This is a genomic window from Streptomyces sp. NPDC017520 (assembly GCF_044329855.1).
In the GTDB taxonomy this organism is placed as follows: Bacteria; Actinomycetota; Actinomycetes; order Streptomycetales; family Streptomycetaceae; genus Streptomyces.
Genome location: NZ_JBIRKB010000020.1, coordinates 103,516 through 125,106 on the forward strand (window position 1 = coordinate 103,516; position 21,591 = coordinate 125,106).

The 21,591-nt window shown below is 72.9% G+C and carries 18 protein-coding genes and 1 pseudogene; 4 read left to right on the top strand and 15 right to left on the bottom strand.

Annotated features, from left to right (window positions below; translation table 11 throughout):
* Positions 1–140 precede the first annotated feature (140 nt).
* On the top strand, positions 141–1,610 hold the full coding sequence (locus tag ACH4KB_RS33000; RefSeq protein WP_398069938.1) for a SulP family inorganic anion transporter: 1,470 nt from the start codon (positions 141–143) through the stop codon (positions 1,608–1,610).
* Positions 1,611–1,698: 88 nt separating this feature from the next.
* Here the strand turns inward: ACH4KB_RS33000 and ACH4KB_RS33005 are convergent, their stop codons facing one another.
* From ACH4KB_RS33005 to ACH4KB_RS33015, 3 genes are all read right to left on the bottom strand, one after another.
* Positions 1,699–2,136 carry a DUF2267 domain-containing protein gene (locus tag ACH4KB_RS33005; protein ID WP_398069940.1) on the bottom strand — a complete coding sequence of 146 codons (438 nt, stop codon included), beginning with the start codon at positions 2,134–2,136 and terminating at the stop codon, positions 1,699–1,701.
* 103 nt (positions 2,137–2,239) lie between these two features.
* Positions 2,240–2,638 carry a DUF2267 domain-containing protein gene (locus ACH4KB_RS33010; protein WP_398069942.1) on the bottom strand — a complete coding sequence of 133 codons (399 nt, stop codon included), beginning with the start codon at positions 2,636–2,638 and terminating at the stop codon, positions 2,240–2,242.
* A gap of 97 nt (positions 2,639–2,735) precedes the next feature.
* Positions 2,736–3,167 carry an Hsp20/alpha crystallin family protein gene (locus ACH4KB_RS33015; RefSeq protein WP_398069944.1) on the bottom strand — a complete coding sequence of 144 codons (432 nt, stop codon included), beginning with the start codon at positions 3,165–3,167 and terminating at the stop codon, positions 2,736–2,738.
* A gap of 138 nt (positions 3,168–3,305) precedes the next feature.
* Between ACH4KB_RS33015 and ACH4KB_RS33020 the strand changes: the two are divergent.
* Positions 3,306–3,641, top strand: a pseudogene (locus ACH4KB_RS33020) (HSP18 transcriptional regulator); the annotation flags it as partial.
* A gap of 114 nt (positions 3,642–3,755) precedes the next feature.
* Here ACH4KB_RS33020 and ACH4KB_RS33025 read toward each other — a convergent pair.
* The 7 genes from ACH4KB_RS33025 to ACH4KB_RS33055 form a co-directional block, all read right to left on the bottom strand.
* Positions 3,756–4,541: an SAM-dependent methyltransferase gene (locus tag ACH4KB_RS33025; protein ID WP_398069945.1), complete on the bottom strand. Its 786-nt coding sequence runs from the start codon at positions 4,539–4,541 to the stop codon at positions 3,756–3,758.
* A 202-nt stretch (positions 4,542–4,743) separates the two neighbouring features.
* Entirely contained in the window at positions 4,744–5,748 is a 1,005-nt protein-coding gene (locus tag ACH4KB_RS33030; RefSeq protein WP_398069947.1) for a 5'-nucleotidase, read from the bottom strand.
* Between the two features lie 83 nt (positions 5,749–5,831).
* Positions 5,832–7,070: a lanthionine synthetase C family protein gene (locus tag ACH4KB_RS33035; protein ID WP_398069949.1), complete on the bottom strand. Its 1,239-nt coding sequence runs from the start codon at positions 7,068–7,070 to the stop codon at positions 5,832–5,834.
* Positions 7,071–7,290: 220 nt separating this feature from the next.
* Positions 7,291–8,502: a JmjC domain-containing protein gene (locus ACH4KB_RS33040; protein ID WP_398069951.1), complete on the bottom strand. Its 1,212-nt coding sequence runs from the start codon at positions 8,500–8,502 to the stop codon at positions 7,291–7,293.
* Positions 8,499–9,770 carry a hypothetical protein gene (locus tag ACH4KB_RS33045; RefSeq protein WP_398069953.1) on the bottom strand — a complete coding sequence of 424 codons (1,272 nt, stop codon included), beginning with the start codon at positions 9,768–9,770 and terminating at the stop codon, positions 8,499–8,501. The genes ACH4KB_RS33040 and ACH4KB_RS33045 overlap by 4 nt, the downstream gene beginning before the upstream one ends.
* Positions 9,767–12,364 carry a DUF4135 domain-containing protein gene (locus ACH4KB_RS33050; RefSeq protein WP_398069955.1) on the bottom strand — a complete coding sequence of 866 codons (2,598 nt, stop codon included), beginning with the start codon at positions 12,362–12,364 and terminating at the stop codon, positions 9,767–9,769. The genes ACH4KB_RS33045 and ACH4KB_RS33050 overlap by 4 nt, the downstream gene beginning before the upstream one ends.
* A 108-nt stretch (positions 12,365–12,472) precedes the next feature.
* Positions 12,473–12,640, bottom strand: coding sequence for a hypothetical protein (locus tag ACH4KB_RS33055; RefSeq protein ID WP_003970887.1), 168 nt, complete (start codon positions 12,638–12,640; stop codon positions 12,473–12,475).
* A gap of 222 nt (positions 12,641–12,862) precedes the next feature.
* On the opposite strand from ACH4KB_RS33055, the gene ACH4KB_RS33060 reads away from it, so the two are divergent.
* Entirely contained in the window at positions 12,863–14,923 is a 2,061-nt protein-coding gene (locus ACH4KB_RS33060; protein ID WP_398069957.1) for a neutral/alkaline ceramidase, read from the top strand.
* 3 nt (positions 14,924–14,926) lie between these two features.
* Here the strand turns inward: ACH4KB_RS33060 and ACH4KB_RS33065 are convergent, their stop codons facing one another.
* From ACH4KB_RS33065 to ACH4KB_RS33080, 4 genes are all read right to left on the bottom strand, one after another.
* Positions 14,927–15,409 (bottom strand): NUDIX hydrolase, encoded by a 483-nt coding sequence (locus ACH4KB_RS33065; RefSeq protein WP_398069959.1) that lies wholly within the window; start codon positions 15,407–15,409, stop codon positions 14,927–14,929.
* A 10-nt stretch (positions 15,410–15,419) separates the two neighbouring features.
* A complete protein-coding gene (gene lnt, locus ACH4KB_RS33070; RefSeq protein WP_398069978.1) occupies positions 15,420–17,027 on the bottom strand; it encodes an apolipoprotein N-acyltransferase in 1,608 nt (535 codons plus the stop codon).
* A gap of 169 nt (positions 17,028–17,196) precedes the next feature.
* Positions 17,197–17,760, bottom strand: a complete 564-nt coding sequence (locus ACH4KB_RS33075) for a hypothetical protein (RefSeq protein WP_398069961.1) — start codon at positions 17,758–17,760, stop codon at positions 17,197–17,199.
* Between the two features lie 257 nt (positions 17,761–18,017).
* A complete protein-coding gene (locus ACH4KB_RS33080) occupies positions 18,018–18,803 on the bottom strand; it encodes a glutamate racemase (protein ID WP_398069963.1) in 786 nt (261 codons plus the stop codon).
* Positions 18,804–18,861: 58 nt separating this feature from the next.
* Between ACH4KB_RS33080 and ACH4KB_RS33085 the strand changes: the two genes are divergently transcribed.
* The gene (locus ACH4KB_RS33085) at positions 18,862–20,043 is read left to right on the top strand and encodes a glycosyltransferase (RefSeq protein WP_398069965.1); all 1,182 of its coding nucleotides are present in this window, start codon (positions 18,862–18,864) and stop codon (positions 20,041–20,043) included.
* A 43-nt stretch (positions 20,044–20,086) separates the two neighbouring features.
* Here the strand turns inward: ACH4KB_RS33085 and ACH4KB_RS33090 are convergent, their stop codons facing one another.
* Positions 20,087–21,460 carry a TerD family protein gene (locus ACH4KB_RS33090; RefSeq protein WP_398069980.1) on the bottom strand — a complete coding sequence of 458 codons (1,374 nt, stop codon included), beginning with the start codon at positions 21,458–21,460 and terminating at the stop codon, positions 20,087–20,089.
* Positions 21,461–21,591 lie beyond the last annotated feature (131 nt).

Sequence of the window (21,591 nt, forward strand, 5' to 3'; positions counted from 1 at the left end):
CCCCCAGGCGCCCACCCCCACCGCCCCCCCCCCCCCCCCCCCCCCCCCCCCCCCCCCCCCGGCGCCGCCCCCCCCCCCCCCCCCCCCCCCCCCCCCCCCCCCCCCCCCCCCCGCGACCGTACCCACAAGGGAAACCCACCGTGATTTCCGCGAAGGAACTCAAGAACCCCCACGTCGTACGGCGTGACCTGCTGGCGTCACTCGTCGTCTTCCTGGTCGCGCTGCCACTGTGCGTCGGCGTCGCCGTCGCCTCCGGAGTACCGGCCGAACTGGGCCTGGTCACCGGCATCGTCGGCGGGCTCGTCGTCGGCTTCCTGCCGGGCAGCAAGCTCCAGGTCAGCGGACCGGCCGCCGGGCTCACCGTGCTGGTATATGAGGCGGTCAGGGAATTCGGCCTCAGCACACTCGGCCCGATCGTGCTGGCCGCCGGACTGCTCCAGGTGGTGCTGGGCCTGGCGCGCTTCGGCCGCTGGTTCCGCGCCATCTCCGTCTCCGTGGTGCAGGGCATGCTCGGCGGCATCGGCCTGATCATCGTGCTGGGCCAGGTATACGCCATGGCCGACACCGAACAGCCGGGCAGCGGTCTCGCCAAGCTGGCCGGACTCCCCGGTCTCGCCGTCGAGATCATCACGAACCAGGAGGCCCTGACCGCCTTCGGCCTCGGCGCCGGAACGGTCGCCGTGCTGCTGCTGTGGCCGAGGCTTCCGGCCACCGTACGTCTTGTCCCGGCACCCCTCGCCGCGGTCGCCCTGGCCACGGCCGTCGCCTCCCTGACCGGTCTGCGGCCGGCGGTGGCCGATGTGAACGGGCTGTTGCAGGCCATCGATCCACCCGGCGGGGCGGATTTCGCCCGGCTCGCCGATGTGGCGGTCATCGGCACCGTCCTGGCCTTCGCCCTCATCGCCTCGGCCGAGAGCCTGTTCAGCGCGGCGGCCGTCGACCGGATGCACGACGGGCCCCGCACCGACTACGACAAGGAGTTGGTGGCCCAGGGCGTCGGCAACACCCTCTGCGGGGCGCTCGGCGCGCTGCCGATGACCGCGGTCATCGTCCGCAGCGCCACCAACGTCCAGGCCGGGGCGACCACCGCGCTCTCCCGGATCGCCCACGGTCTGTGGCTGCTGCTCTTCGCCGCGCTGCTGCCCGCCGCCGTCGGAATCATCCCTCTGGCGGCCCTGGCCGGGATCCTTGTCCACGCGGGCTGCAAGCTGGTGCCCGCCAAGGAGTTCGGCCCACTGTGGCGCGAACACCGCGGGGAGGCCGTGCTGCTGGCGATCACCGCGATGGCGATCGTCGTGACCAACCTGTTCGAGGGGGTCGTGCTCGGCCTGCTGCTGGCAGTGGTCAAGTCGGCCTGGGAGACCTCGCACGTCCAGCTCACCACCCACCCGCTCACCGGCGGCCGGGTCGTGGTGACCCTCACCGGGAACGCCACCTTCCTGCGACTGCCGCGCATCCTGGAGCAGTTGGAGAAGCTCCCGCAGGACCAGCCCATAGAGCTGGACCTGACCGGTCTGCGCCACCTCGACCACGCCTGCCGGGTCGCCCTGGAGAACTGGGCGCGCCGGCACAACAACGCGGAGATCGAGCCGGTGACGATCCGCCGGTAGTCGCGGCCCGGGGGCGACGGCCCCGGGCCGCGGCGCCTGCCGGCCCGCTGCGCGGCGGCCCTGGAGCGGGCCGCCGCGAGGCCTCGGGTCAGGCGGCCTGGGCGAGAAGTTCGGCGCGACCGAAGAGGAGCGCGTAGCCGGGCGGCAGGCTGCTCACCACCCGGGCGACGAGAGCGTCCCCCGTCAGAGCGGCGATCTGGCTCAGGACGACGCCGGCGTCCCACCGGGCGGTCGCCGGGGTACCACCGGTGCGCACGGCGAGATCGCGGACGAAGGCGGCACCGGGGAGCTGCCGCACAGCGGGTACTTCGGAGGTGAACACCAGGGCGGCCTCCCTGGGCAGAGCGGCGGCGAGCGCGACGCGCTCATCACCGGTGACCTGTCGGCCGAGCGCACCCAACACAGCGCGGAGGCTCTCCTCGGCGCGTTCGCGCGTCGGGTAGGCGCCCTCGTAACGGATCTTCTCCAGCAGCTGGTCGACCGTCGTGCCCGCCGGTGCGCCGGCGTTACGAGGCTCATGGATCATCGTGTCGGCAGCCTTTCTCGTCAGTACTGCTCGGATCGGGGCGCTGCCCGCTCCGACGGCTCACCATCACGGTGGCACGGAGGGGCAGCGGGGTGGATCAAGCTCATGCGTTCCGCGTGTGCCCACCGAAGAGCACGTCATACCCGGGCGGCAGCTGGAGCAGAATGCGGCGGGTGAGTTCCTCGCCCGCCGCCTCCGCCGCGACGCTCAGAACAGCTCCGACGTCCCATCGGGCGGTCTGTTCACCGGCTCCCTCGATCCAGGCCGCGGCGGCACGCACGAAGCGCTCCGGGGAGAGCGGTTCGGCGGCCTGAAGCGGGTTGAGCAGGATCAGGGCCATGGTCTCCGGCAGCCGGGCGGCCAGTTCGGCCCGTTCTCCGCCGACCAGGTGAGCGCCGAGGAGGGCCAGGACGACGCGCGCGGCGCGTTCGGCCTCCGTTCGCGTCCCGTACTCGCCGCGCTCCCGGATCCGGTCCAGGAACGCTTCCCATCGCAGGGTCACCGCAGCTACCCCCTCGGGTGGTTGCCGGGCGAGAGCCGGGAGCGGGGAAACGAGGGGGCCCCTCCCTGCCCTCGCCGCTGTCATGGGCCGAGCCGGGTCAGCCCTTGATCTGCCGGCGCCTGGACTCCCCGCCGATGGCGATCCTGCGGGGCTTGGCGCGCTCGGCGATCGGGATGCGCAGGGTCAGCACCCCCGCCTCGTAATCCGCGTCGATCCGTTCGGTGTCGAGCGAATCGGCGAGCACGATCTGCCGGGAGAAGACGCCCAGCGGACGCTCGGAGAGCTCCATCTGCACATGGTCGTCTTTCACCGCCGGCCGACGCTCGGCCTTGACGGTCAGCATGTTCCGCTCGACGTCGATGTCGATCGCGTCCGGCGGGACACCGGGGAGATCGAACGCCACCACGTACTCGTCGCCCTCGCGATACGCGTCCATCGGCATCGCCGAGGGCCGCGACCAGGTGCCGGGGCGGAGAAGCTGCTCGGTGATCCGGTCGAGTTCACGGAAGGGATCAGTACGCATCAGCATGACGGAAGCACCTCCAGTCGATCGGGCGGACGGCCCGTGCTTTTCACCTGAGACCGTTGTAGCATGTCATCCATTCGATGACAACAGATCGTGTCGCCTGAAGGATGACAAGATTTCGAGCGTGCAAGGGAGCTCCCGTTGTCCACACGAGCCCGGCCCGAACCGTTCCGGCACCCCGCCCCGGACGCTGTCTCCCCCCTCGCGGCGTCAGCGGCTCTGAAGAACATCGACGAGGCACTCCGCGGGGCACATGCCGTTCCCGACGGCGCCGGCTCCGGACCGGCGGTTGCCAGCGACCGGGCTCAGGCACCGGCCTCACTGCAACTGTTGCGTGAGGTGCGGGAGCGGCTCGCGAGCTGGGAGCCCGGGCTGATCGAGACGGCCCGCGCGGCGGGCGCGAGCTGGGCCGATCCGGCAGATCCCCTGGGCGTCGCCGGCCGCCAGGCGGCCGAGCGGCGCCACCTGCGACTGCGCGAGGACACGGCCAGGAAACGGCGGGGCGACTGAACGAGACCCGTGCGGGCCCGGGCGCCCCCCTCCCCGGACCCACACCCCGGCCCGCCGCGCGGCTCCCCGCCCGCCTTTCGGCTACGGCTTGCGGGCGACGAGCCCCCACTGGTCGACCGGCACCGCGTCGTCCTCCTCGGGCCGCCAGCGGTCGATCGAGATGAACCCCGGCTCGACCAGCTCCAGGCCCTTGGCGCAGCCGGTGATCTCCTCGGGCTTCCGGACGAGGTAGGGCGGGTTGTCGCCCGACGCGTACGCCTCCTGGGCGGCCAGCGTCTGAGGCGTCGTCACCGTGTCGCAGAGCACCAGGTAGCTTCCCGCCGGCATCCGGGCCAGGTACCGCTGGACGACCTCGATGCCCTCGGCCGGAACGAGGTGTCCCAGGGTCGAGAGCAGGAGAACGGCGACGGGCTCGGACAGGTCGAGCGTCTTGGCCGCCTCGTCCACGACCGCGTCCGCATCGGACAGATCGGCGTCCACGTAGGCCGTGCGGCCCTCCGGGGCGCTGGTCAGGAGCGCCTCGGCGTGGGCCAGGACGATCGGGTCGTTGTCCACGTAGACGATCCGCGACTCGGGTGCGATGCTCTGCGCCACCTCGTGCGTGCTGTTCGCCACCGGAAGCCCGGTGCCGACGTCCAGGAACTGGCGCACCCCCGCCGAGGCGAGGTAGCGGATCGCCCTGATCTGGAAGGCGCGTGACGCACGGGCGATGTCGACCATCTGGGGGTACGCCGCGCTCACCACGTCGGCCAGTTCCCGGTCCACCGGATAGTGGTCCTTACCGCCCAGCCATGCGTTCCAGACGCGCGCGGAGTGGGGAATGTCGGACCGGATCCGGCGGCGGAAATCGTCGTTGTCGACGCTCATGTCTCTCCTCTACTCACTGTCCGTACAAGGCCGTTGACCGAATTCCCGCTGGCCGGGGCCCTGGGGGTGACCGTACCCCGCCGCCCGGCGGCACGCAGCGGGGTGGGCCGTCTTGTCCGCGAGCCCGGCTCACCGGCCCGCGGCGCGGAGCGCGCCGAGGGCTCCGACAACGCACGCGCTCGTCACTCCACGCTGTCGGTGACTATCGGTGAGTGAGGGAAGTGTCGCCCACACCGGGGCTCGCCACGGCTCCGGCGACCGCGCGGGCCGCGGGCGCCGCCGGCTCGTTGAGCTTCCCGAACGGCACGTGGACGCTCGGGGTGGTCCGCGAGGTGCTCTCCAGGTGACCCTGCTGGTCGTCGAAGAAGATGTGGGGCTTGAGGATCTTCATGATCCGGCCCTTGTCGATGCCGCCGAGGAAGAACGCGTCGTTGACGGTCACGCCCCACCCCTTGAGGCTCTGCACCGGGCGCTCGTGCGCCGGGGCGTTGCGCGCCGTGACGATGGAGACGTGCAGGCGGATCCGGTAGTCGGGGTTCTTCCGGCGCTCCTGCTCCTCTCGCTGCTGGATCCGGTTCACGTTCGCCAGGAAATCCCTCAGCGGCCCGGCGTCGTGCGGGATCGCGGCGTTGGTGACCTCGTGGGCACGGAACTTCTCCATCCCGCCCTCCTGGAACACCTGCTCCGACGCGTCCGTGGCCAGGACCCCGTCGAAGTCGAAGGAGATCCGCAGGTCGTGGTCGTCGACGTCGTCCTCGTACGGTGCGCCCAGGACGTGCCCGGCGGGCAGCCCGGCGGCGACGGCCTCCCGGACGTCCGTCTCGTTCGCCGACAGGAACAGGGACATGTTGAGGGCGGGCATGAACCGGTGGGGCGAGTGGCCCTGCATGAAGACGGCCCTGCTGATGGGCAGGCCGTGGCCCTCTATGGAGCGCATGACCCGCAGGCCGGTGTCGGGGTCGTTCCGGGACAGGACGATGACCTCGACCAACGGGTCGTCCACCTCGCCCAGGTCGTTCAGCGAGAGCAGACGCCTGATGAAGGGGAACGCGCTCCCGGGGCGGAGCCGGTCGCCGACGTGCCGCTCCTGGTAGGCGCGGTAACTCTCCTCGCCCTGTTCCCGGAAGACGGCGTCCGACTCGGTCAGGTCGAAGAGCGCACTGGAGGCGATCCCGATGACCAGTCGATCGGCGAGTTCGTAGGACACGGCGCCCCTCTCCGGTCGGCCCCGCGCCGACGCGCCCCCACTATCGCACCGTCGTCGCCCTGGTCCCACACGGGCCGGAGGGGTCAGCTCAGCAGCAGGGCGCTGTCCCAGGACGTGGTCGGCGCGTCCCCGGTGGCGTACGTGTGCAGGGCGAGGGCGATGCCCGCGGCTCCCTCCAGGAAGCCGGGGCGGTCGAGTTCGCGCGCCGCCAGCGTATGTGAGTAGCGGTAGCCGAACGGGGCCTCGGGGTCGAACCCGTCCAGCACCCGTGCCGCCAGACCGTCGGCGGTGGCGTGGAGGTCCGGGTCGGCGGTGTCGTGGGCGGTGCGCAGCACGATCTGGAGGTGGCCGGCCCAGCCGTGGCAGAGCGCGGAGTCGCGGATCAGACCGTCGTCGGCCGCCGTCAGGGCGCCGAGAAGCGCCGCGTGTGCGTCGGCCTGCCAGTCCGACCGGTCCAGCGCGGTGCCGGCGAGATGGACGGCCCGGGCCGCGCCGAGAGCGCCGTAGCACCAGGAGTCCCGTCCGCGTTCCGGCGCCGCTCCGTTCTCGATGCGCTCGCGGGTCATCAGGTGCGGCCAGCGCGGGCCCGCCCCGTCGGTGGTACGGAGGCGGGTCAGCAGCTCCATGATCCGCTCGATGGCCTCGTCCTGACGGTCCACCCGGACCCCTGCCCGCCAGGCGACGGAGAGGAGCGCGAGCGGCCCGGGGACACCGTGGGCGAGGCCGAGGTTGACGTGTTCGGCGAGCCCGTGATCAAGGCCTTCGGTGATCCACCACGAGGGCAGCCGGGAGCCGTGCCTCGTGAGGTCCCCGGCGGTGGCGACCGCCACGAGGGAGGTGAGCACCTCGGTCAGCGCGACGCCCGCCGCCTCGCGCTCCTCCCGCCCGTCCGCCGCCCGGTGACGGGCCAGCAGGTAGCGGCCGATCCCGGCGGTGCCGCCGAGGACGTCGTAGCGGCTCCACGCTCCGGCCGGCTCCCCGGCTGCGGCCCGCTCCAGGTCGGCCCGCGCACGGGTGCGGGCCTGGTCGACGATGTGCCGGTCCAGTCCGGTGAGCATCGTGGTGTAGCTGCCGGAGCCGACGGCCGCCGTGTGCCCGGCGTACGCGAGGGCCACCATGCCGCCGAACAGCGACTGGGGGCGCAGCCGTATCCCGGCGGCGAGCGCGGCGGAGAGGTGCGCGTGGGCCCGCTCGCGCGCCTCGGGGTCGTCGGCCGCCAACTCGGCGTATAGCAGGGCGACTCCGGGGTGCCCGTCGGAGAGCGACAGGGGGTCCCACACCGGTTGGGGGTCGCCCGGGTAGTGCATCAGGTTGTCCGGCACGCCCGCGATCCGGGCCACACGCTCCGGGTCGGCCAGCCGGCCCGCGATCTCCGCGACGGCCCGGGCGGCGGCCTGCCGGTGGGCGGGCCCGCGGACGGCGGGACGGGGCGTCCCATCGGTGGGTGCTCGGTCAGCGGGTGCCCGGTCAGCGGGTGCTTGGTCAGCGGGTGCTTGGTCAGCGGGTACTCGGCCCGTGGGTCTGCGGTCAGTGGGTATGCGGTCAGGGGGTGTCGACGCGGATGACGGCACGGAAGCTCTCCAGTTCCTGCAACAGGCGGCGGACGTCCGCGCGCCGGGCCTCGGGCAGTTCCCCGACCCGCACCGTCCCGCCGGCGTCCAGCCGGCGCAGCACCGCGAGTACTTCGGCGCCGGTCGCGCCCGAGGTGACATGGCCGTTGGCTGCCCAGCCGTGCGGGCTCCCGCCGGGAGCGGGCAGCAGCGGGGCGCAGCCGCGTACGGGGGTGTCGTCGTCCAGGGGGCGCGGCGCCGCGGGCGGCTCGGTAGGCCAGAAGCCGCCCGCCGTCCTGACCCGCAGCGCGAGCGCGGTGGCCCGGTCGGCGAACCGCTCCTCGTCCAGGTGTTCCGCGAAGGCGTCCACGGCGTCGGCCAGGGCCCTGGGCAGCTCCCCGGCCAGCCGGCCGTCCGGACCGGCGTCCGGGGTGAACAGCGGGGCGGAGCTCTTCGGCCGGGTGCCCCGGAACAGGTCCTTGATCTCGTAGTACGGCCGGTGCTCGCGGCGCGGAATGCCCACGTTGACGCTGGTCGCCGGGGCCTCCGAGGCGCTCTCCCCCACGTGGTAGTAGCGCGCGGGCCAGTACAGCAGGTCCCCCGGTCCGACCTCGGCGACGAACGAGGACGCCAGGTACGGCTGGTAGTCCAGCACCGTGTGCACCGGGTCCGACCACGGCCGCTCGGCCCAGAACCGCATCCGCTTGGTGCCGCGTACGCAGAACATGAACGTGGCGAAGCGGTCCTGGTGCACGCCGACCGGGCTGTGCTCGTAGGAGCCGTGGAACAGCGTGGAACCGGCGGTGTGCGTGGGCTGTCCGACGCGCTCCCACAGCCCGGCGTAGAACCGCTGCGCGCGGTCCCACAGCGGGTGGGAGAAGGAGTGGAAGCGGTGGACGACGAGGGCGTAGCGCTGCCCGTCCAGCCGGTCGGCCATGCGCCGCTCGTAGCCGTCGAGCGAGCTGTCGCGCGACTGGGGCAGATAGTCGTGGGGCCGGGTCTGCTGCCGTCGCCGCACGAGGAACTGGACGTTGCCCGGCACGGCGAGCGGGTGGGGCGGGCGGCTGCCGAGCACGGCGGCCCGGAACACCTCGCGTTCGTCGAACGGCGCCGTGTCGAGGCCCTTGTAGAGCACGGGCGCCCGGTCCCAGAAGCGGTCGGCGAAGGTGTCCCAGTCGAAGGCCTTCTCGACCGTCAGCGTCATCGTGCCCTCTCCTCGGCCAGGTCGATGCCGCGCAGCCGGTACAGCTTGTCGAGCAGCGCGAGCACCGTCGGATCGTTCCTGTCGTCGCCGCCGGCGGCGAGGGCGCGGCAGACGTCGTCGGCGCCGGTCTCCTCGCCGTCGCCGAGGGCGGCGTACACGCGGTCGCTCGCGGCTCTCGGCAGGGTGAAGACGTTCCCGTCGACCGCCCAGACCTCGTGCGCGGGCCCGTCTGTCATCCGGACGATCTCGCCGGTGCGACGGAAGCGGGTGTCCCGGGTGATGGTGACGCCGTCGCGGGGCACCGGAATCGGTTCGAGCCCGGCGGCCGAGCGCAGCGCGGCCCAGCGGATCCCCAGCGTCCTGCGCAGCCGTTCGCCGTCCACGGCTCCGCGCAGTTCGTCGCCGAGCGCGGTCAGGCGGGGCAGCACACCGTCCCGGTCGTCGATACGGGTTCCGGGGCCGAACGGGAAGTAGGGCACGGTCTCGTCGTTGTCCTGGCCCGCGTGCACCAGGTCGGCGAGCAGGTCGCGCAGCGCGGTGAACGGCAGCCCCCGGTCGACCGGGATCCGCAGGCGGAGGGCGACGCACCGTTCGCGGTAAGTGTCCACGTGCCGCTGGTCGCCGGGCCAGTACAGCAGTTCCCCGGCGCCGGCGCCGAGGGTGCGCGCGCCGGGCACGTCCCGGTCCGGGTCGGCGATGTCCGCCGGTGGGGGCCCGCCGCGCTCGTCCCACAGCGTCACGTCCAGGCGCCCGCGCAGCACCCAGGTCAGCGCCGCGTGCGTCGGGGCCTCGGCCGCGCCGGCGTGCTGGGTGAACCGGTCGCCGGTGAGCACCTCGGCGGTGAGGGGGAGGTTGGGCCAGCCGACGTGTCGCCAGAGCCCGCTGACCGTGTCCCGTACGGCGGACCACAGGGCGTGATCCAGGAGGAGCGGCTGTCGCACGGTCAACAGGTAGCCCTGTCCGGGGACCTCGGTGTCGAGCCGGTCGAGGTAGTCGTCCAGGGTCGGATCCGTGGTGTCCGGCAGCAGGGTTCCGGGGGCGCGCAGCCAGCCGTCGCCGAGGAGGAACCGGACGTCGGGCATCACCCAGAAGCGGGTGCCCGCGCGGAACGGTGCGCAGGAGGCGACGTTCAGGGGGTGGACCTCGTCGAGACCGAACGGCGGCCGGGCGCGCAGCCGGGCGGGCCGCCGGTCCCAGAAGCGCTGCCCGAACAGCTCCCAGTCGACGCCGTCCGGCGTCCGCCGCGCCTCGGGGGCCAGCGTGCTCATGATGTTTCCCTTCCGGTCAGGGGAAACCGCCGCCGGATCCGGTCCGTGTGGTCGGCGAGCGGTTCCATGCCGAGAGCGGCCCGGCGGTGGTCCACGTCTTCCGGTTCCTCCACCGGCCAGGGGACCAGCACTCCGCCGACCGGCTCGAACTTCGTTCCGTACACCTGCGGGAGCCCCTCGGTCACCCGCAACTCATCGGTCAGATAGGCGATTTCTCGCCACGGCAGATCTCCGCGCTCCGCGGCGTCCCGCATCAGCTCCAGGCAGTGGCGGCGGAAGTCCAGGTGCTCCCGGGCGTGCTGGACGAGGCGGCTCGCGGCGGCGGCCGCCTCCGCGCCGACCAGGGCGTGCCCGGGCCAGCCGTGGTCGGCCACGACCGTGGTGAGCCAGGTGATGCCGGCGTCGGTCAGGTCCCGCAGGCGGCGCTCGGCCGTCCCGTCGCTCATACCGCCGTCGGCCCACGGTGTCCGGACGGCGCCGTCCAGCCGGTCGAGCCGCAGCAGCCTGCGCCGGATCTCCCCGGCGGGCTGGGGCTCGACCGGGGCTTCGGGCGCGTCGACCGGGTCGATGCGCAGCCGTACCTTCTGCCGGTCCCAGAGGTAGGTGATCCGTCGGCCGGCCTCCGGCCAGTCGAAGGCGACCTGGCCCTCGGCGGGGCTCTGGAGGTGGAGTCGGACGCCCAGGGGGCCATCCGCGACGACGTGGTCCGTCACATCGTCGAACACGTGCTCCGCGGCGTCCCGGAGGGCCACTCCGAGACCGGCGAGGGTGAGGTTCTCGCCCTCCAGCAGCTCCCGCAGTGGAGGCCAGCCGCCCTCGGGTTCGGGCCGGGCGGCGACCCGGGCCGTCCCGAACGGCACGGGCGGCGGTGCGACGCTCAGCACCGGCCCGCCCGCCAGGGAGCGGACGAAGTAGGGCACGTCCAGGCGTCGCAGTTGGTCGCGTTCGGCCCGGTCGAAGTGGACGTCGGGTTCGGTGGGGCGGGGCGCCGCGCCGCCGCCGGACAGCCAGCGGGGCACGAGCGCGTCGAAGTACCGGAACGTGGGCTGCCGCAGGACGCGTACGTGGTGGCCGGCGGTGGCGGCGGTCGACAGGAACTCACCGATGGCGGGCCGCTGTCGGCACATCAGGGTCCAGGCGTCGAACATGCCGCGCAGCATGGCCGGGAGGTAGGGCCCGTAACCGGTCCGCCCGTCGGTGTCGGCGACGACGTTCCTGGTCTCCTCCCGGGTGAGGGAGACGCGGCGGCGGTCCAGGCGCAGTTCCCCCGTCGGCCGCTCGGTCCAGCAGACCGGCGGGCCCTCGGCGTCGCACCAGCGGGCGGTGCGCTCCAGGCCGACGTGGTGCTGGTCGATCTCGGCGGTCGCGTCGTGCAGGAGGCCCGTGTCGTAGAGGCGCGGGACCCGGCAGAAGTAGATCTCCAGGTCGATCGGGTAGAGCAGGGGCTCGGGGTCGCCGGGCCTGCGCCCGGTGACCACGTTGCCGCCGATCATGTCGGTGATCCCGAAGGCGAACATCGCGGCGGTCAGCGAGCCGGTGCGATGCCAGAACCGCCTCGACTCCTGTGGGGTGAGCCGGGTTCCGGTCAGCTCCCACGGCCCGGAGGCCCGGATCGGCCCCCATTGTGCGGGCGGCTCGATCCACTCCTGCCACAGGTAGCCGGGCTCGGCTCCGGGCCAGCAGGACAGCACGGGCAGCCGGACCTCGCCGGACGCCGTGGGCGCGTGGTTGAGCAGATCGAACAGCGAGGCGGGCGAGGCCGATCGGGTGGACGTGACGGACGCGGCGGATGCGGTAGACGCGGTAGATCCTGCCGACGCGGTGGATGCGACGGACGCGGTGGACGTGACGGACGCGGTAGACGCGGTGAACAGCAGCTCGCCGGAGGCAGGCCGCGGTTTGTAGGCGACCCGGCCGCCGCCGGCGCAGTCGAGGCGCAGGACGCGCTGGCGTCCGTTGTGGGTTTCCTCGCCGTGGGCCCACAGCCCGACGACCGGCCCCCGGAACATGGGTTCACCGGGCCAGCAGGCGTTCATGTCCCGGAGCAATCGGTCGAGGAACAGCGTCAGAAATTCCTCGCAGCGCACCGCCCACTCGGCCACCCGGTCACGGGCGTAGTGCGGTCTTCCGGCAGCGCAGGCCACGAATGCCTCGGATACCACGGGGCCGAAGATATCGGCGTTGGTGATATCCAGTATTCCGGCGGAAACCACAGAGGAATAGCGTGGTCCGGAGAATGCGCACCAGGCGTCCAGCCGGTCCCACAGGTCCAGCAGCGGAGCGAACCGCCGGTCGCGGAGCGCGTGTTCGATCATCCGTGCGTCCGCCTCGCCGCCGAGCAGCCGGCCGATCGCGACCGTCCCTTCGGGGCCCGCCGTGACGACGGGCGGGAACAGTCCGCCGGCCTCGCCCTTCCGGAGGGCGTCGATCACCCGTCGCGCGACGGGGGAGAGTTGGGGTGATCCGTCCTGTTCGGCACCCTGGCCTGATCCCGGGGCGGGCCCTCGCCCGGTGCCGCCGCCGTGGTCTCGGCCGCGGTTTCCACCGGGGTCCCGGCCGGGGTCGCTCATCTCCCAGAGGGGCTCGACGTCCATGGGTGAATCCGGCACAGCAGCCCTTCGGCTCGTCACGGGGAGGGGGTCGGGGAGGGGATGTGCGGGTCACCCGGGTGGCGCCGACGTGGCGACACCACCCGGCGCGCGTCAACAGCAGTAGATGCTCGCGCACGAACCACAGGCGGTGCCGCTGCCCGAGTTCGTCGGTGAAGCGAGCGGCGGAATTTCTTGTTCCAGATCGCCGATCACCAGATCGAATACATCATCGGCGTTCCGGTCCGTTCCGCCCTGGACCTTTTCTTCAACTGCCTGCATGAATATCCTCCTCCCGTACTGGTCAATTGATCCGCCACTCAGTAGAACAATGCGGCATGCCCATGTCAACGAGTGGGGCGCGGGCACGCCCTTTTACTGGCCGGTAGGCATCTATGCGACGCGGGTCACACTCCTCTACGGTCGGGGCACTGCCCCGGTCCCTCCCATCAGCGAGCCGCCGACCGGGCCCGGGCATCCCCGTCTCCCGCCCCAGGAGGTTCCATGCCACCCCCCGCCACCCGCCGCGCCCGGCGCAGGCTCCCCGTCGCGGCACTCGCCGCCGTCCTCGGCACGGTCACCCTCGGCGCCCCCTCCCCCGCGTCGGCGTCGAGCACCGCCGACGGAGGGAACTACCTCGTCGGGCGGGGCATCTCCGACGTCACGGGCGAGGCCGCCGAGACCGGGATGATGGGCTACTCCAGCTTCGACCAGAAGACGTCGGGCATCCATCAGCGACAGCGGTCACGGGCCTTCGTCGTCGTCGACCGGTCGAGCGGCAAGCGCGTGGTGTACGTCAACGCCGACCTCGCGATGATCTTCCAGTCCGTCCGGCAGGGGGTCATCGCCCGCCTGAAGGAGCGTTACGGTGACCTGTACGGCGAGGAGAACGTCCTGCTGTCGGCCACCCACACCCACTCGGGGCCCGGCGGCTACTCCCACCACGTCGCCTACAACCTCTCGGTCCTCGGCTTCCAGAAGGAGACCTACCGGGCGATCGTCGACGGCATGACGGACTCCGTCGCCAAGGCCCACGAGGACCTGAAGCCCGGCACGATGAGCCTGGGCACGGGCACCCTCGCCAACGCCAGCGTCAACCGCTCCCGCGAGGCCTTCGACCGCAACCCGGCGGCCGACCGGGCGGCCTTCCCGGACGCGATCGACCCGGCGATGACCGTCCTGCGCTTCAAACAGGGCGGCAGGGACGCGGGCGCGATCAGCTGGTTCGCCACCCACAACACCTCGATCACCAACAAGAACACGCTCATCAGCCCGGACAACAAGGGCTACGCCGCCTACGCCTGGGAGCACGACCACGAGGGGGTGCGCTACCTCGACGACACCCCCGGCTTCGTCGCGGCCTTCCCCAACACCAACGCCGGCGACATGTCGCCGAACCTCAATCTGAAGCCGGGATCGGGGCCCACCGAGGACGAGTTCGAGAACACGCGCGTCATCGGCGAGCGCCAGCTCGACAAGGCCCGCGAGATCTACGCCGGCACACGGCCCGTCTCCGGGGGCGTCGACTCCCGGCTCGCGTACGTCGACATGGAGAGCGTGACCGTACGCCCGGAGTACACCCCGGACGGCAAGGAGCACCGCACCTGTCCCGCCGTCGTGGGCGCGTCCACGCTCGCGGGCAGCGTCGAGGACGGCCCGGCGATCCCCGGCTTCGAGGAGGGCACGCGCACCCCGGTCGCGGGCATCCTCGACGCGTTGCGCATCGACACCCCGTCCTGGCTCGCGACCTGCCAGTACCCCAAGGCGAGCCTGATCCCCACGGGGCTGCTGAGCAACGTCCACCCGGTCACTCCGCAGCGCCTCCCGCTCCAGATCATGAAGATCGGCGAGCTGCACCTGGTGGCCGCCCCGGGCGAGTTCACGATCACCTCCGGCCTCCGCGTACGCCGTACGGTGGCCGAGCGGCTGGGCGTCCCGCTGGACCGCGTCCTGCTCCAGGGGTACGCCAACGCCTACAGCCAGTACGTGACGACGCCGGAGGAGTACGACACCCAGAACTACGAGGGCGGCTCCACGCTCTACGGCCGCTACACCCTGCCCGCCTACCAGCAGGAGTACGCCCGGATCGCGGACTCCCTGCGCGAGGGCACCACCCTGGAGCGGGGCGCGACGCCTCCTGACGAGTCGGGCCGGCAGTTCACCTTCCAGACGGGGGTCGTGTACGACAACCCGCCCGCCGGAAAGGCGTTCGGCGGCGTCCTGAAGGCCCCGAAGACCTCATATGCGCGCGGCTCCACCGCGACCGTCGAGTTCGCCACCGGACACCCGAAGAACGACGTCCGCCGGGGCTCCACCTTCCTGGAGGTGCAGCGGCTGGAGAACGGCACCTGGCAGCGGGTGCTGGACGACGGCGACTGGGAGACCGCCTACCGCTGGACGCGGCTGAACGGTCTGACCGGCACCTCGAAGGCCACGATCACCTGGGCCATCGCGGCGGACACGGCACCCGGCACGTACCGGATCGCGCACCACGGGGACGCCAGGAGCCTGCTCGGGAAGATCACGCCGTTCACCGGGGCGACGGGGTCCTTCACGGTGAACTGAGGGCTACGGAGTACGCGGGGTGGGCTGGAACCAGGCGGGGCCATCGGTGAGGGCCTGCTTGATCCGGAAGAGGGCGAACTCGCCGAGGGGCGGGAGCCCGTCCAGCGGGAACCAGCCCACCTCCAGCGACTCGTCGTCGTTGACCCGCGCCTCGCCGCCGGTCGCCCGGCAGCGGAAGGTGACGTCGAGGTACTGGCAGATGTCGCCGTTCGCGTACTGCACGGGATCCAGCGCCTGCGTGAGCACCACCCGCTCGGCCACGCAGTGCACACCGGTCTCCTCCAGCACCTCGCGCTCCGCCGTCGCCGCCGGCTCCTCGCCCGGCTCGGAGATCCCGCCGATGACCGACCACTTACCGGTGTCCGCGCGCCGTCCGAGCAGCACGCGGCCCTCGTCGTCGAGGACGATGGCCGTCACCCCGGGCAGCAGGAGCAGTTGGTGCCCGGCGGTGGCGCGGATGTCACGGATGAAGTCGGGAGTAGCCATGGATCCGAGCCTACGTGGCCGGGTCCGCTGCTCCTGCCCCCGCGCTCCGGCGGGCCCGGAGCGCCGAGACGCTCACCCAGCCCAGGCCCGCCAGGGCCAGCAGTGCGATGGCGCCCTCGGGCAGGGGGCCCATCCGGGTGGCGGGGGTGAGCGAGGAGCGCAGCGGGACCTCGTCGACGAGGGCGGCGGGGGTGAACATGCCGCTCTTCTCGACGATCGTGCCGTCCGGGCGGATCACCGCGCTGACCCCGCTGGTGACGGGGACGACGACGGCCCGACCGTGCTCGACGGCCCGCACCTGGGACATGGCCAGCTGCTGGTAGGTCATCTCGCTGCGACCGAACGTCGCGTTGTTGCTCGGCACGGCGATCATCTGGCCGCCGTGGGTGACGGTGTCGCGTACCGCGTCGTCGAAGGCGGCCTCGTAACAGGTCACGAGCCCCACCTTCGTCCCCGCGAGGTCGAAGACGCCGACCTCGGTGCCGGGGACGAACTCGCGCTGCACCCGGTCGACGTCCTCGCTGAAGAAGCGGGCGACGGTGCGCATCGGCATGTACTCGCCGAACGGCTGGATGTGCCGCTTGTCGTACGTGTCGACGGGGCCCTGTGCCGGGTCCCACTCGATCAGGGTGTTGCGGAGGCTGTCGGAGCCCTTCTCGACCACCGAGCCGACGACCGTGGGGGCGCCGATCGCCTTGACGGCGTCGTCGATGACCTGGTGGGCGTCCGCGTTGAGGTAGGGGTCGAGGTCGGACGAGTTCTCCGGCCAGAGCACGAAGTCGGGCTGCTTCTCCTTGCCCGCCTTCACGTCCTCGGCCAGCTGCGTGGTGCGCCGGGCGTGGTTGTCGAGGACGGCGCGGCGCTGGGCGTTGAAGTCGAGGCCCAGGCGCGGCACGTTGCCCTGGATCGCGGCGACGGTGACCGTGCCGTTCTCCGCCGAGTCGTCGACCAGGGGCAGTGCGGCGAGGGCCCCGGCGACCGGCACGAGGACGCTCACGGCGGCTCCGGCGACGGCCGCGCGCGGGACCTTACCGGTGCTGCGGTACGCGACGAGCCGGCGCACGGCCTCGTAGAGCCCGAAGCCGCACAGGACGACGGCGCAGGAGAGCAGCGGGGTGCCGCCGAGCGCGGCCAGCGGCAGGAAGGCGCTCTCGGACTGACCGAAGGCGATCTTGCCCCAGGGGAAGCCGCCGAACGGGATCCGGGCGCGGACCGCCTCGTCCAGCGTCCAGACCGCGGCCGCCCACACGGGCCAGTACGCGAGCCGGGTCACCGCGGCGATGCCGACGCACCCCACCGCGATGATCAGCGCCTCCGCGGCGGCCAGGGCCAGCCATGGCACCGGGCCGACGTCCTCGCCGGTCCAGTGCAGCAGCGGAAGCATGAAACCGAGGCCGGAGAGGAGACCGAGACCGAAGGCGGGCCGGAGCCGGCGCCCGTGCAGCACCCATCCCAGCAGGGCGAATCCGGGCAGCACGAGCCACCACAGGGGCCGGGGCGGGAAGCTCGCGTAGAGCAGCACTCCGGAGAGCACGGCGGCGGCCGGGCGGAGGAGCCGCGGCAGCAGTCCGGCGGACGGGGAGGCTGTGGCGGGCGGCGGGTCGTCGTCGGGAGTCATGGTGGCGCTCACCCGGCGGAGTCTACGGTGGGCGGCTGTGAACGGCGGCGTTGACCTGCGTGGGGCCGGGACCCGTACGGCTCCGGGGCGCCTCTCGGCCGGCGGTGCGCGGCCCGGTCGGTCACCGGGGCGGTGGCCGGTGGCGTGTGCGGCCGGGTCGGTGGTCCGGTCAGTCGCCCGGTCGATTCCCGGAGGCCGGCAGGTGCAGGCGTTGCCGGATGAACCGTACGGCCGTCTCCGCGTCGTCGACCGTGACGGTGAAGGTGCGGCCGTCGCCGAGGTGCAGGGCCATGCCCTCACCCTTGCGGACCACGACGGCCGTGCCCTGCTCGGGACGCCAGCGGTAGCCCCAGCCGCCCCACTGGCGCGGGTTGATCCGGGGGACGAATTCCGCACCCGTCACATGGCTGAGCAGGATCCGGCGGCGCGGCAGGCCGGCGTGGCCGCAGCGCACCTCCAGGCTGTCCCCGTCGACCTTGACGGCCACATGGACGAAGGCGAGCGTTCCGAAGAGGATCAGCAGCCCGGCGGCGAGGCAGCCGATCACCGACATGAGCAGCGGGGCGATGCCCGAGGACCAGGCGTGGTCGACGGCCAGCTCGATGCCGAGGGCCACACAGCCCGCGCCCGCGAGGGCCAGGAGCCACTGGATGCGGTTGGTGGCGCGGCCGTTCCACTCCGTGGGCGGCGCCTGGCTCGACCCGTGCGTCGCGCTCTCGGGGAGGTCCGTCATATGCAGCAGCGTAGCCGCGTTCCGGGCTCCCGGCCGGGGCTGCGGGGACCGATCGGGCTACCGGGCCCAGATCCGCCGAAGGCCCCCCGGGAGCTCGGGTCTCTCGTGTGGATCAGGTCGGATCAGGGAGCGGGCCCGGTGCGTGCAGCTGCAAGGCGGAGGAGGGAGTCGCTGCGGAGCATTGGCGACTGACGACGCACCTGACCCTGCAGGGCCGCCCTTCGGGCGACGGCGGGAGTTTGACGACAGGACCTAGGTCAGCGGGCGGGCACCGCGGCGGCCAGCATCCGGCCCTCGGCGTAGGTCAGGGCGGCCTGCGGGAGGACGGCGGGGCGGCCGGCCTGGAGCACGGTGAGCCTGGCGGAGGGCTCGGCCGTCGGGGCGGGGTCCGCTCCGATCCGGCGCAGCGCCTGGGCGGCGACCGCTCCGGCGGACCCGTGCAGGGCGAGCGGTGGGCGGCCGGGCCGCTGCACGGCGTCACGGATCCGGGCCGCGACCAGCTCGTAGTGGGTGCAGCCGAGGACGACGGCCCGGACATCGGGCGGCGTGAGGGCGGCGGCGGCCGCTACGGCCCGGTCGATCGCGGCCTCGTCGCCGTGCTCCAGGGCGTCGGCGAGCCCGGGGCACGGGACCTCGGTGACTTCCGCGGTCCCGCCGAAGTCACCGATCAGCCCGCGCTGGTAGGGGCTGCCGGTGGTGGCCGGGGTGGCCCAGATGGCGACGGAGCCGCCGCCCGCCGCGGCCGGCTTGATCGCGGGGACCGTGCCGATGACCGGCAGCGCGGGCTCCAGTTCGGCGCGGAGCGTCGGCAGGGCGTGGACGGAGGCGGTGTTGCAGGCGACGATCAGCGCGTCCGGCCGGTGGGCCGCGGCGGCGCGGGCGACGTCCAGGGCGAGCGCGGTGATGTCCTCGGGGGTGCGGGGGCCCCAGGGCATGGAGCCGGGGTCCGAGGAGAGGACGAGTTCGGCGTCGGGCCGCAGGCGGCGCACTGCGGCCGCTGCCGCCAGCAGGCCGATTCCGGAGTCCATGAGCGCGATCTTCACCCGGTCACCCTAGCCGACAGCCCTTGCGGACCGGGCTCGGTGGGGCAGACTGCGGCGGATGAGCGCCGTTGCCTGGATCGCCGTGGGTTCGCTGATCGCGTGGGTGTGGCTGCTGCTGGGGCAGGGCTTCTACTGGCGGACGGACCAGCGGCTCCCCCGGCGCACCGACCCGGCGCGCTGGCCGTCGGTGGCGGTGGTGGTGCCGGCCCGCGACGAGGCGGAGATGCTGCCGGTGAGCCTGCCGTCGCTGCTGGTCCAGGACTATCCGGGGGACGTCCGGATCACCCTCGTCGACGACTGCAGCAGCGACGGCACCGGGCAGCTGGCGCGGGAGCTGGCCGCCCGGTACGGCGGGTTCCCGCTGACCGTGGTGGAGCCCGGGGAGCCGGAGCAGGGCTGGACGGGCAAGCTCTGGGCCCTGCGGCACGGGATCGCGGTGGCCCGGCGGGACAAGCCGGACTTCCTGCTGCTGACGGACGCGGACATCGCGCACGAGCCGGACAGCCTGCGCGATCTGGTGGCCGCGGCCGGCTCGGGGGGCGAGGGCGGCTTCGACCTGGTGTCGCAGATGGCGCGGCTGCGGGTGGAGAGCGTCTGGGAACGTCTGGTGGTGCCGGCGTTCGTCTACTTCTTCGGGCAGCTCTACCCGTTCCGCCGGGTGAACCGGGCCCGGTCACGGACGGCGGCGGCCGCGGGGGGCTGCGTCCTGCTGCGCACCGAGGCGGCCGAGCGGGCGCGGATCCCGGACTCGATCCGGCAGGCGGTGATCGACGACGTGTCGCTGGCGCGGGAGGTGCGGCGCGGCGGCGGCCGGATCTGGCTGGGGCTCGCGGACCGGGTGGACAGCGTGCGGCCGTATCCGCGGCTGGCGGATCTGTGGCGGATGGTCTCGCGCAGCGCGTACGCCCAGCTGCGGCACAGTCCGCTGCTGCTGGCGGGGACGGTCCCGGGGCTGCTGCTCGTCTATGTGGCGCCGCCCGCGACGCTGGCGGTGGGGCTGCTGACGGGGGACGGGGCTGCGGCCTGGGCGGGCGGCGCGGCGTGGACGGTGATGACGGCGACGTATCTGCCGATGCTGGCCTACTACCGTCAGTCGCTGTGGCTGGGGCCGCTGCTGCCGCTGACGGCGATGCTCTATCTGCTGATGACGGTGGACTCGGCGGTGCAGCACTACCGGGGGCGGGGCGCGGCGTGGAAGGGCCGCACCTATGCGCGCCCGGAGGCCGCGCCCGACCGGTGACGTCGCGGGAGGGTGTGCGGCCGGTCCGGGCGGGCGCGGTGGATCACTTGCGGCCGGGCGTCCAGTTCATGCCCCAGCCGTAGGCGGCGTCGATGGTGCGCTGCGGGCTCACGCCGCGGTCCGGGACCAGGTAGCGGGCCTCGCGCTGCACGGTGAGGTCGCCGCCGTTGTTGGTGATCAGTGCCAGGGCGCAGACGGTGGAGGGCACGGTGCACTCGTCGAGGGAGAAGTCGATGGCCGCGCCGTTCTGCGGCTGGAGGGTGACCGTGGCGTGGAGATCGGCGAAGCTCCGGGCGCCTTCGTAGATGGTGACGAAGATCAGTACGCGCCGCAGCAGGTCCTTGTGGTCGAGGTTGATGGTCATGTTCTCGCCGCTGGAGAGGGCGCCGGTGCGGTCGTCGCCGTCGAGATGGATGAAGGGCGGCCTGTTCAGTGAGCCGAACGCGTTCCCGAGCGACTGTACGACCCCCTTCCGGCCGTCGGCGAGTTCGTACAGGGCGCAGAGGTCGAGATCGAGATCGGCGTGCATGGCGACGGCCCGGCCGAGCTTCGCTCCCCAGCCCTTGAACTGTTTGCGCACTTCCCAGTTGAGGTTGACGCGCAGCGGGCCGGAGGTGCCGCCCTGTTTGGCGAGCGAGACGGACGGCGCGCTCTTCGTCAGCGTGATCTTGGTCAGCCGTACGGGCGTCGCGGCGGGCGGGGCCACCACGGGGGCGGCGGGGGCGGGGGGCGCGGCGGGTGCCGTCGGCGGGACGGGGACCACGGGCGTGGCCACCGGGGTCGGGGCGACCGGGGCGGGGGCCGGGGTCGGGGCTGCGGGGCGAGGTTGCGACGGCGTCACAGGGGCCGCCGGGGCCTGTGGGACGGGCGGGGCCTGTTGCGGTTCGTCCACGGAGATGCCGAAGTCCGTCGCCAGGCCTTCGAGGCCGGTGCTGTAGCCCTGTCCGACCGCGCGGAACTTCCAGGCGCCCTGCCGGAGGTACAGCTCGCCGAGGATGAAGGCGGTCTCGACCGTGGCGTCCGTACTGTCGAAGCGGGCCAGCTCCGCGCCGCTCGCCGCGTCGGTGACCCGCACGTACAGTCCGCTCACCCGGCCGAAGGTCCCGCCGTCCGCCGAGGCGGCGACGACGATGCGGTCGATCGCGGGCTCGACCTTGCCGAAGTCGACGACGAGGGTGTCGGTGACGTGGTCGGGAGCGGTCCGCTTGCCCTCGTGCCGGACCGCGCCGGACGCGTGGGCCGGCTGGTTGTAGAAGACGAAGTCCGCGTCGCCGCGGACTCTGCCCGCCGCCAGCAGGAGAGCGGAGGCGTCGACGTCCGGGGTGCCCGCTGCGGCGTGCCGGCCCAGTTCGACGCGCACCGTGCCGGCCGGCACCGCGACGTTGCTTCCTTTTTGCATGGTCATGCTCGCCCCCATCACGAATCCGGCTGCCCGCAGGCTTTCCTCCATAACCTACTGAGGTTGCACGCGTGGTGTCGTAGGGGGTGACGGCTGGCCGGTGGCTGCGGTATCACCGGAGTCATGCGGTATCCACAAGGGGGCGGGCT

What these genes read in the sequence shown, in the direction of transcription:
- ACH4KB_RS33005 (WP_398069940.1), bottom strand. Translation starts at nt 2,136, where the DNA reads ATGATCCATGAGCCTCGTAACGCCGGCGCACCGGCGGGCACGACGGTC.
- ACH4KB_RS33015 (WP_398069944.1), bottom strand. Translation starts at nt 3,167, where the DNA reads ATGCTGATGCGTACTGATCCCTTCCGTGAACTCGACCGGATCACCGAG.
- ACH4KB_RS33025 (WP_398069945.1), bottom strand. Translation starts at nt 4,541, where the DNA reads ATGAGCGTCGACAACGACGATTTCCGCCGCCGGATCCGGTCCGACATT.
- ACH4KB_RS33040 (WP_398069951.1), bottom strand. Translation starts at nt 8,502, where the DNA reads ATGACGCTGACGGTCGAGAAGGCCTTCGACTGGGACACCTTCGCCGAC.
- ACH4KB_RS33045 (WP_398069953.1), bottom strand. Translation starts at nt 9,770, where the DNA reads ATGAGCACGCTGGCCCCCGAGGCGCGGCGGACGCCGGACGGCGTCGAC.
- ACH4KB_RS33050 (WP_398069955.1), bottom strand. Translation starts at nt 12,364, where the DNA reads ATGGACGTCGAGCCCCTCTGGGAGATGAGCGACCCCGGCCGGGACCCC.
- ACH4KB_RS33055 (WP_003970887.1), bottom strand. Translation starts at nt 12,640, where the DNA reads ATGCAGGCAGTTGAAGAAAAGGTCCAGGGCGGAACGGACCGGAACGCC.
- ACH4KB_RS33060 (WP_398069957.1), top strand. Translation starts at nt 12,863, where the DNA reads ATGCCACCCCCCGCCACCCGCCGCGCCCGGCGCAGGCTCCCCGTCGCG.
- ACH4KB_RS33065 (WP_398069959.1), bottom strand. Translation starts at nt 15,409, where the DNA reads ATGGCTACTCCCGACTTCATCCGTGACATCCGCGCCACCGCCGGGCAC.
- lnt (WP_398069978.1), bottom strand. Translation starts at nt 17,027, where the DNA reads ATGACTCCCGACGACGACCCGCCGCCCGCCACAGCCTCCCCGTCCGCC.
- ACH4KB_RS33075 (WP_398069961.1), bottom strand. Translation starts at nt 17,760, where the DNA reads ATGACGGACCTCCCCGAGAGCGCGACGCACGGGTCGAGCCAGGCGCCG.
- ACH4KB_RS33085 (WP_398069965.1), top strand. Translation starts at nt 18,862, where the DNA reads ATGAGCGCCGTTGCCTGGATCGCCGTGGGTTCGCTGATCGCGTGGGTG.
- ACH4KB_RS33090 (WP_398069980.1), bottom strand. Translation starts at nt 21,460, where the DNA reads ATGGGGGCGAGCATGACCATGCAAAAAGGAAGCAACGTCGCGGTGCCG.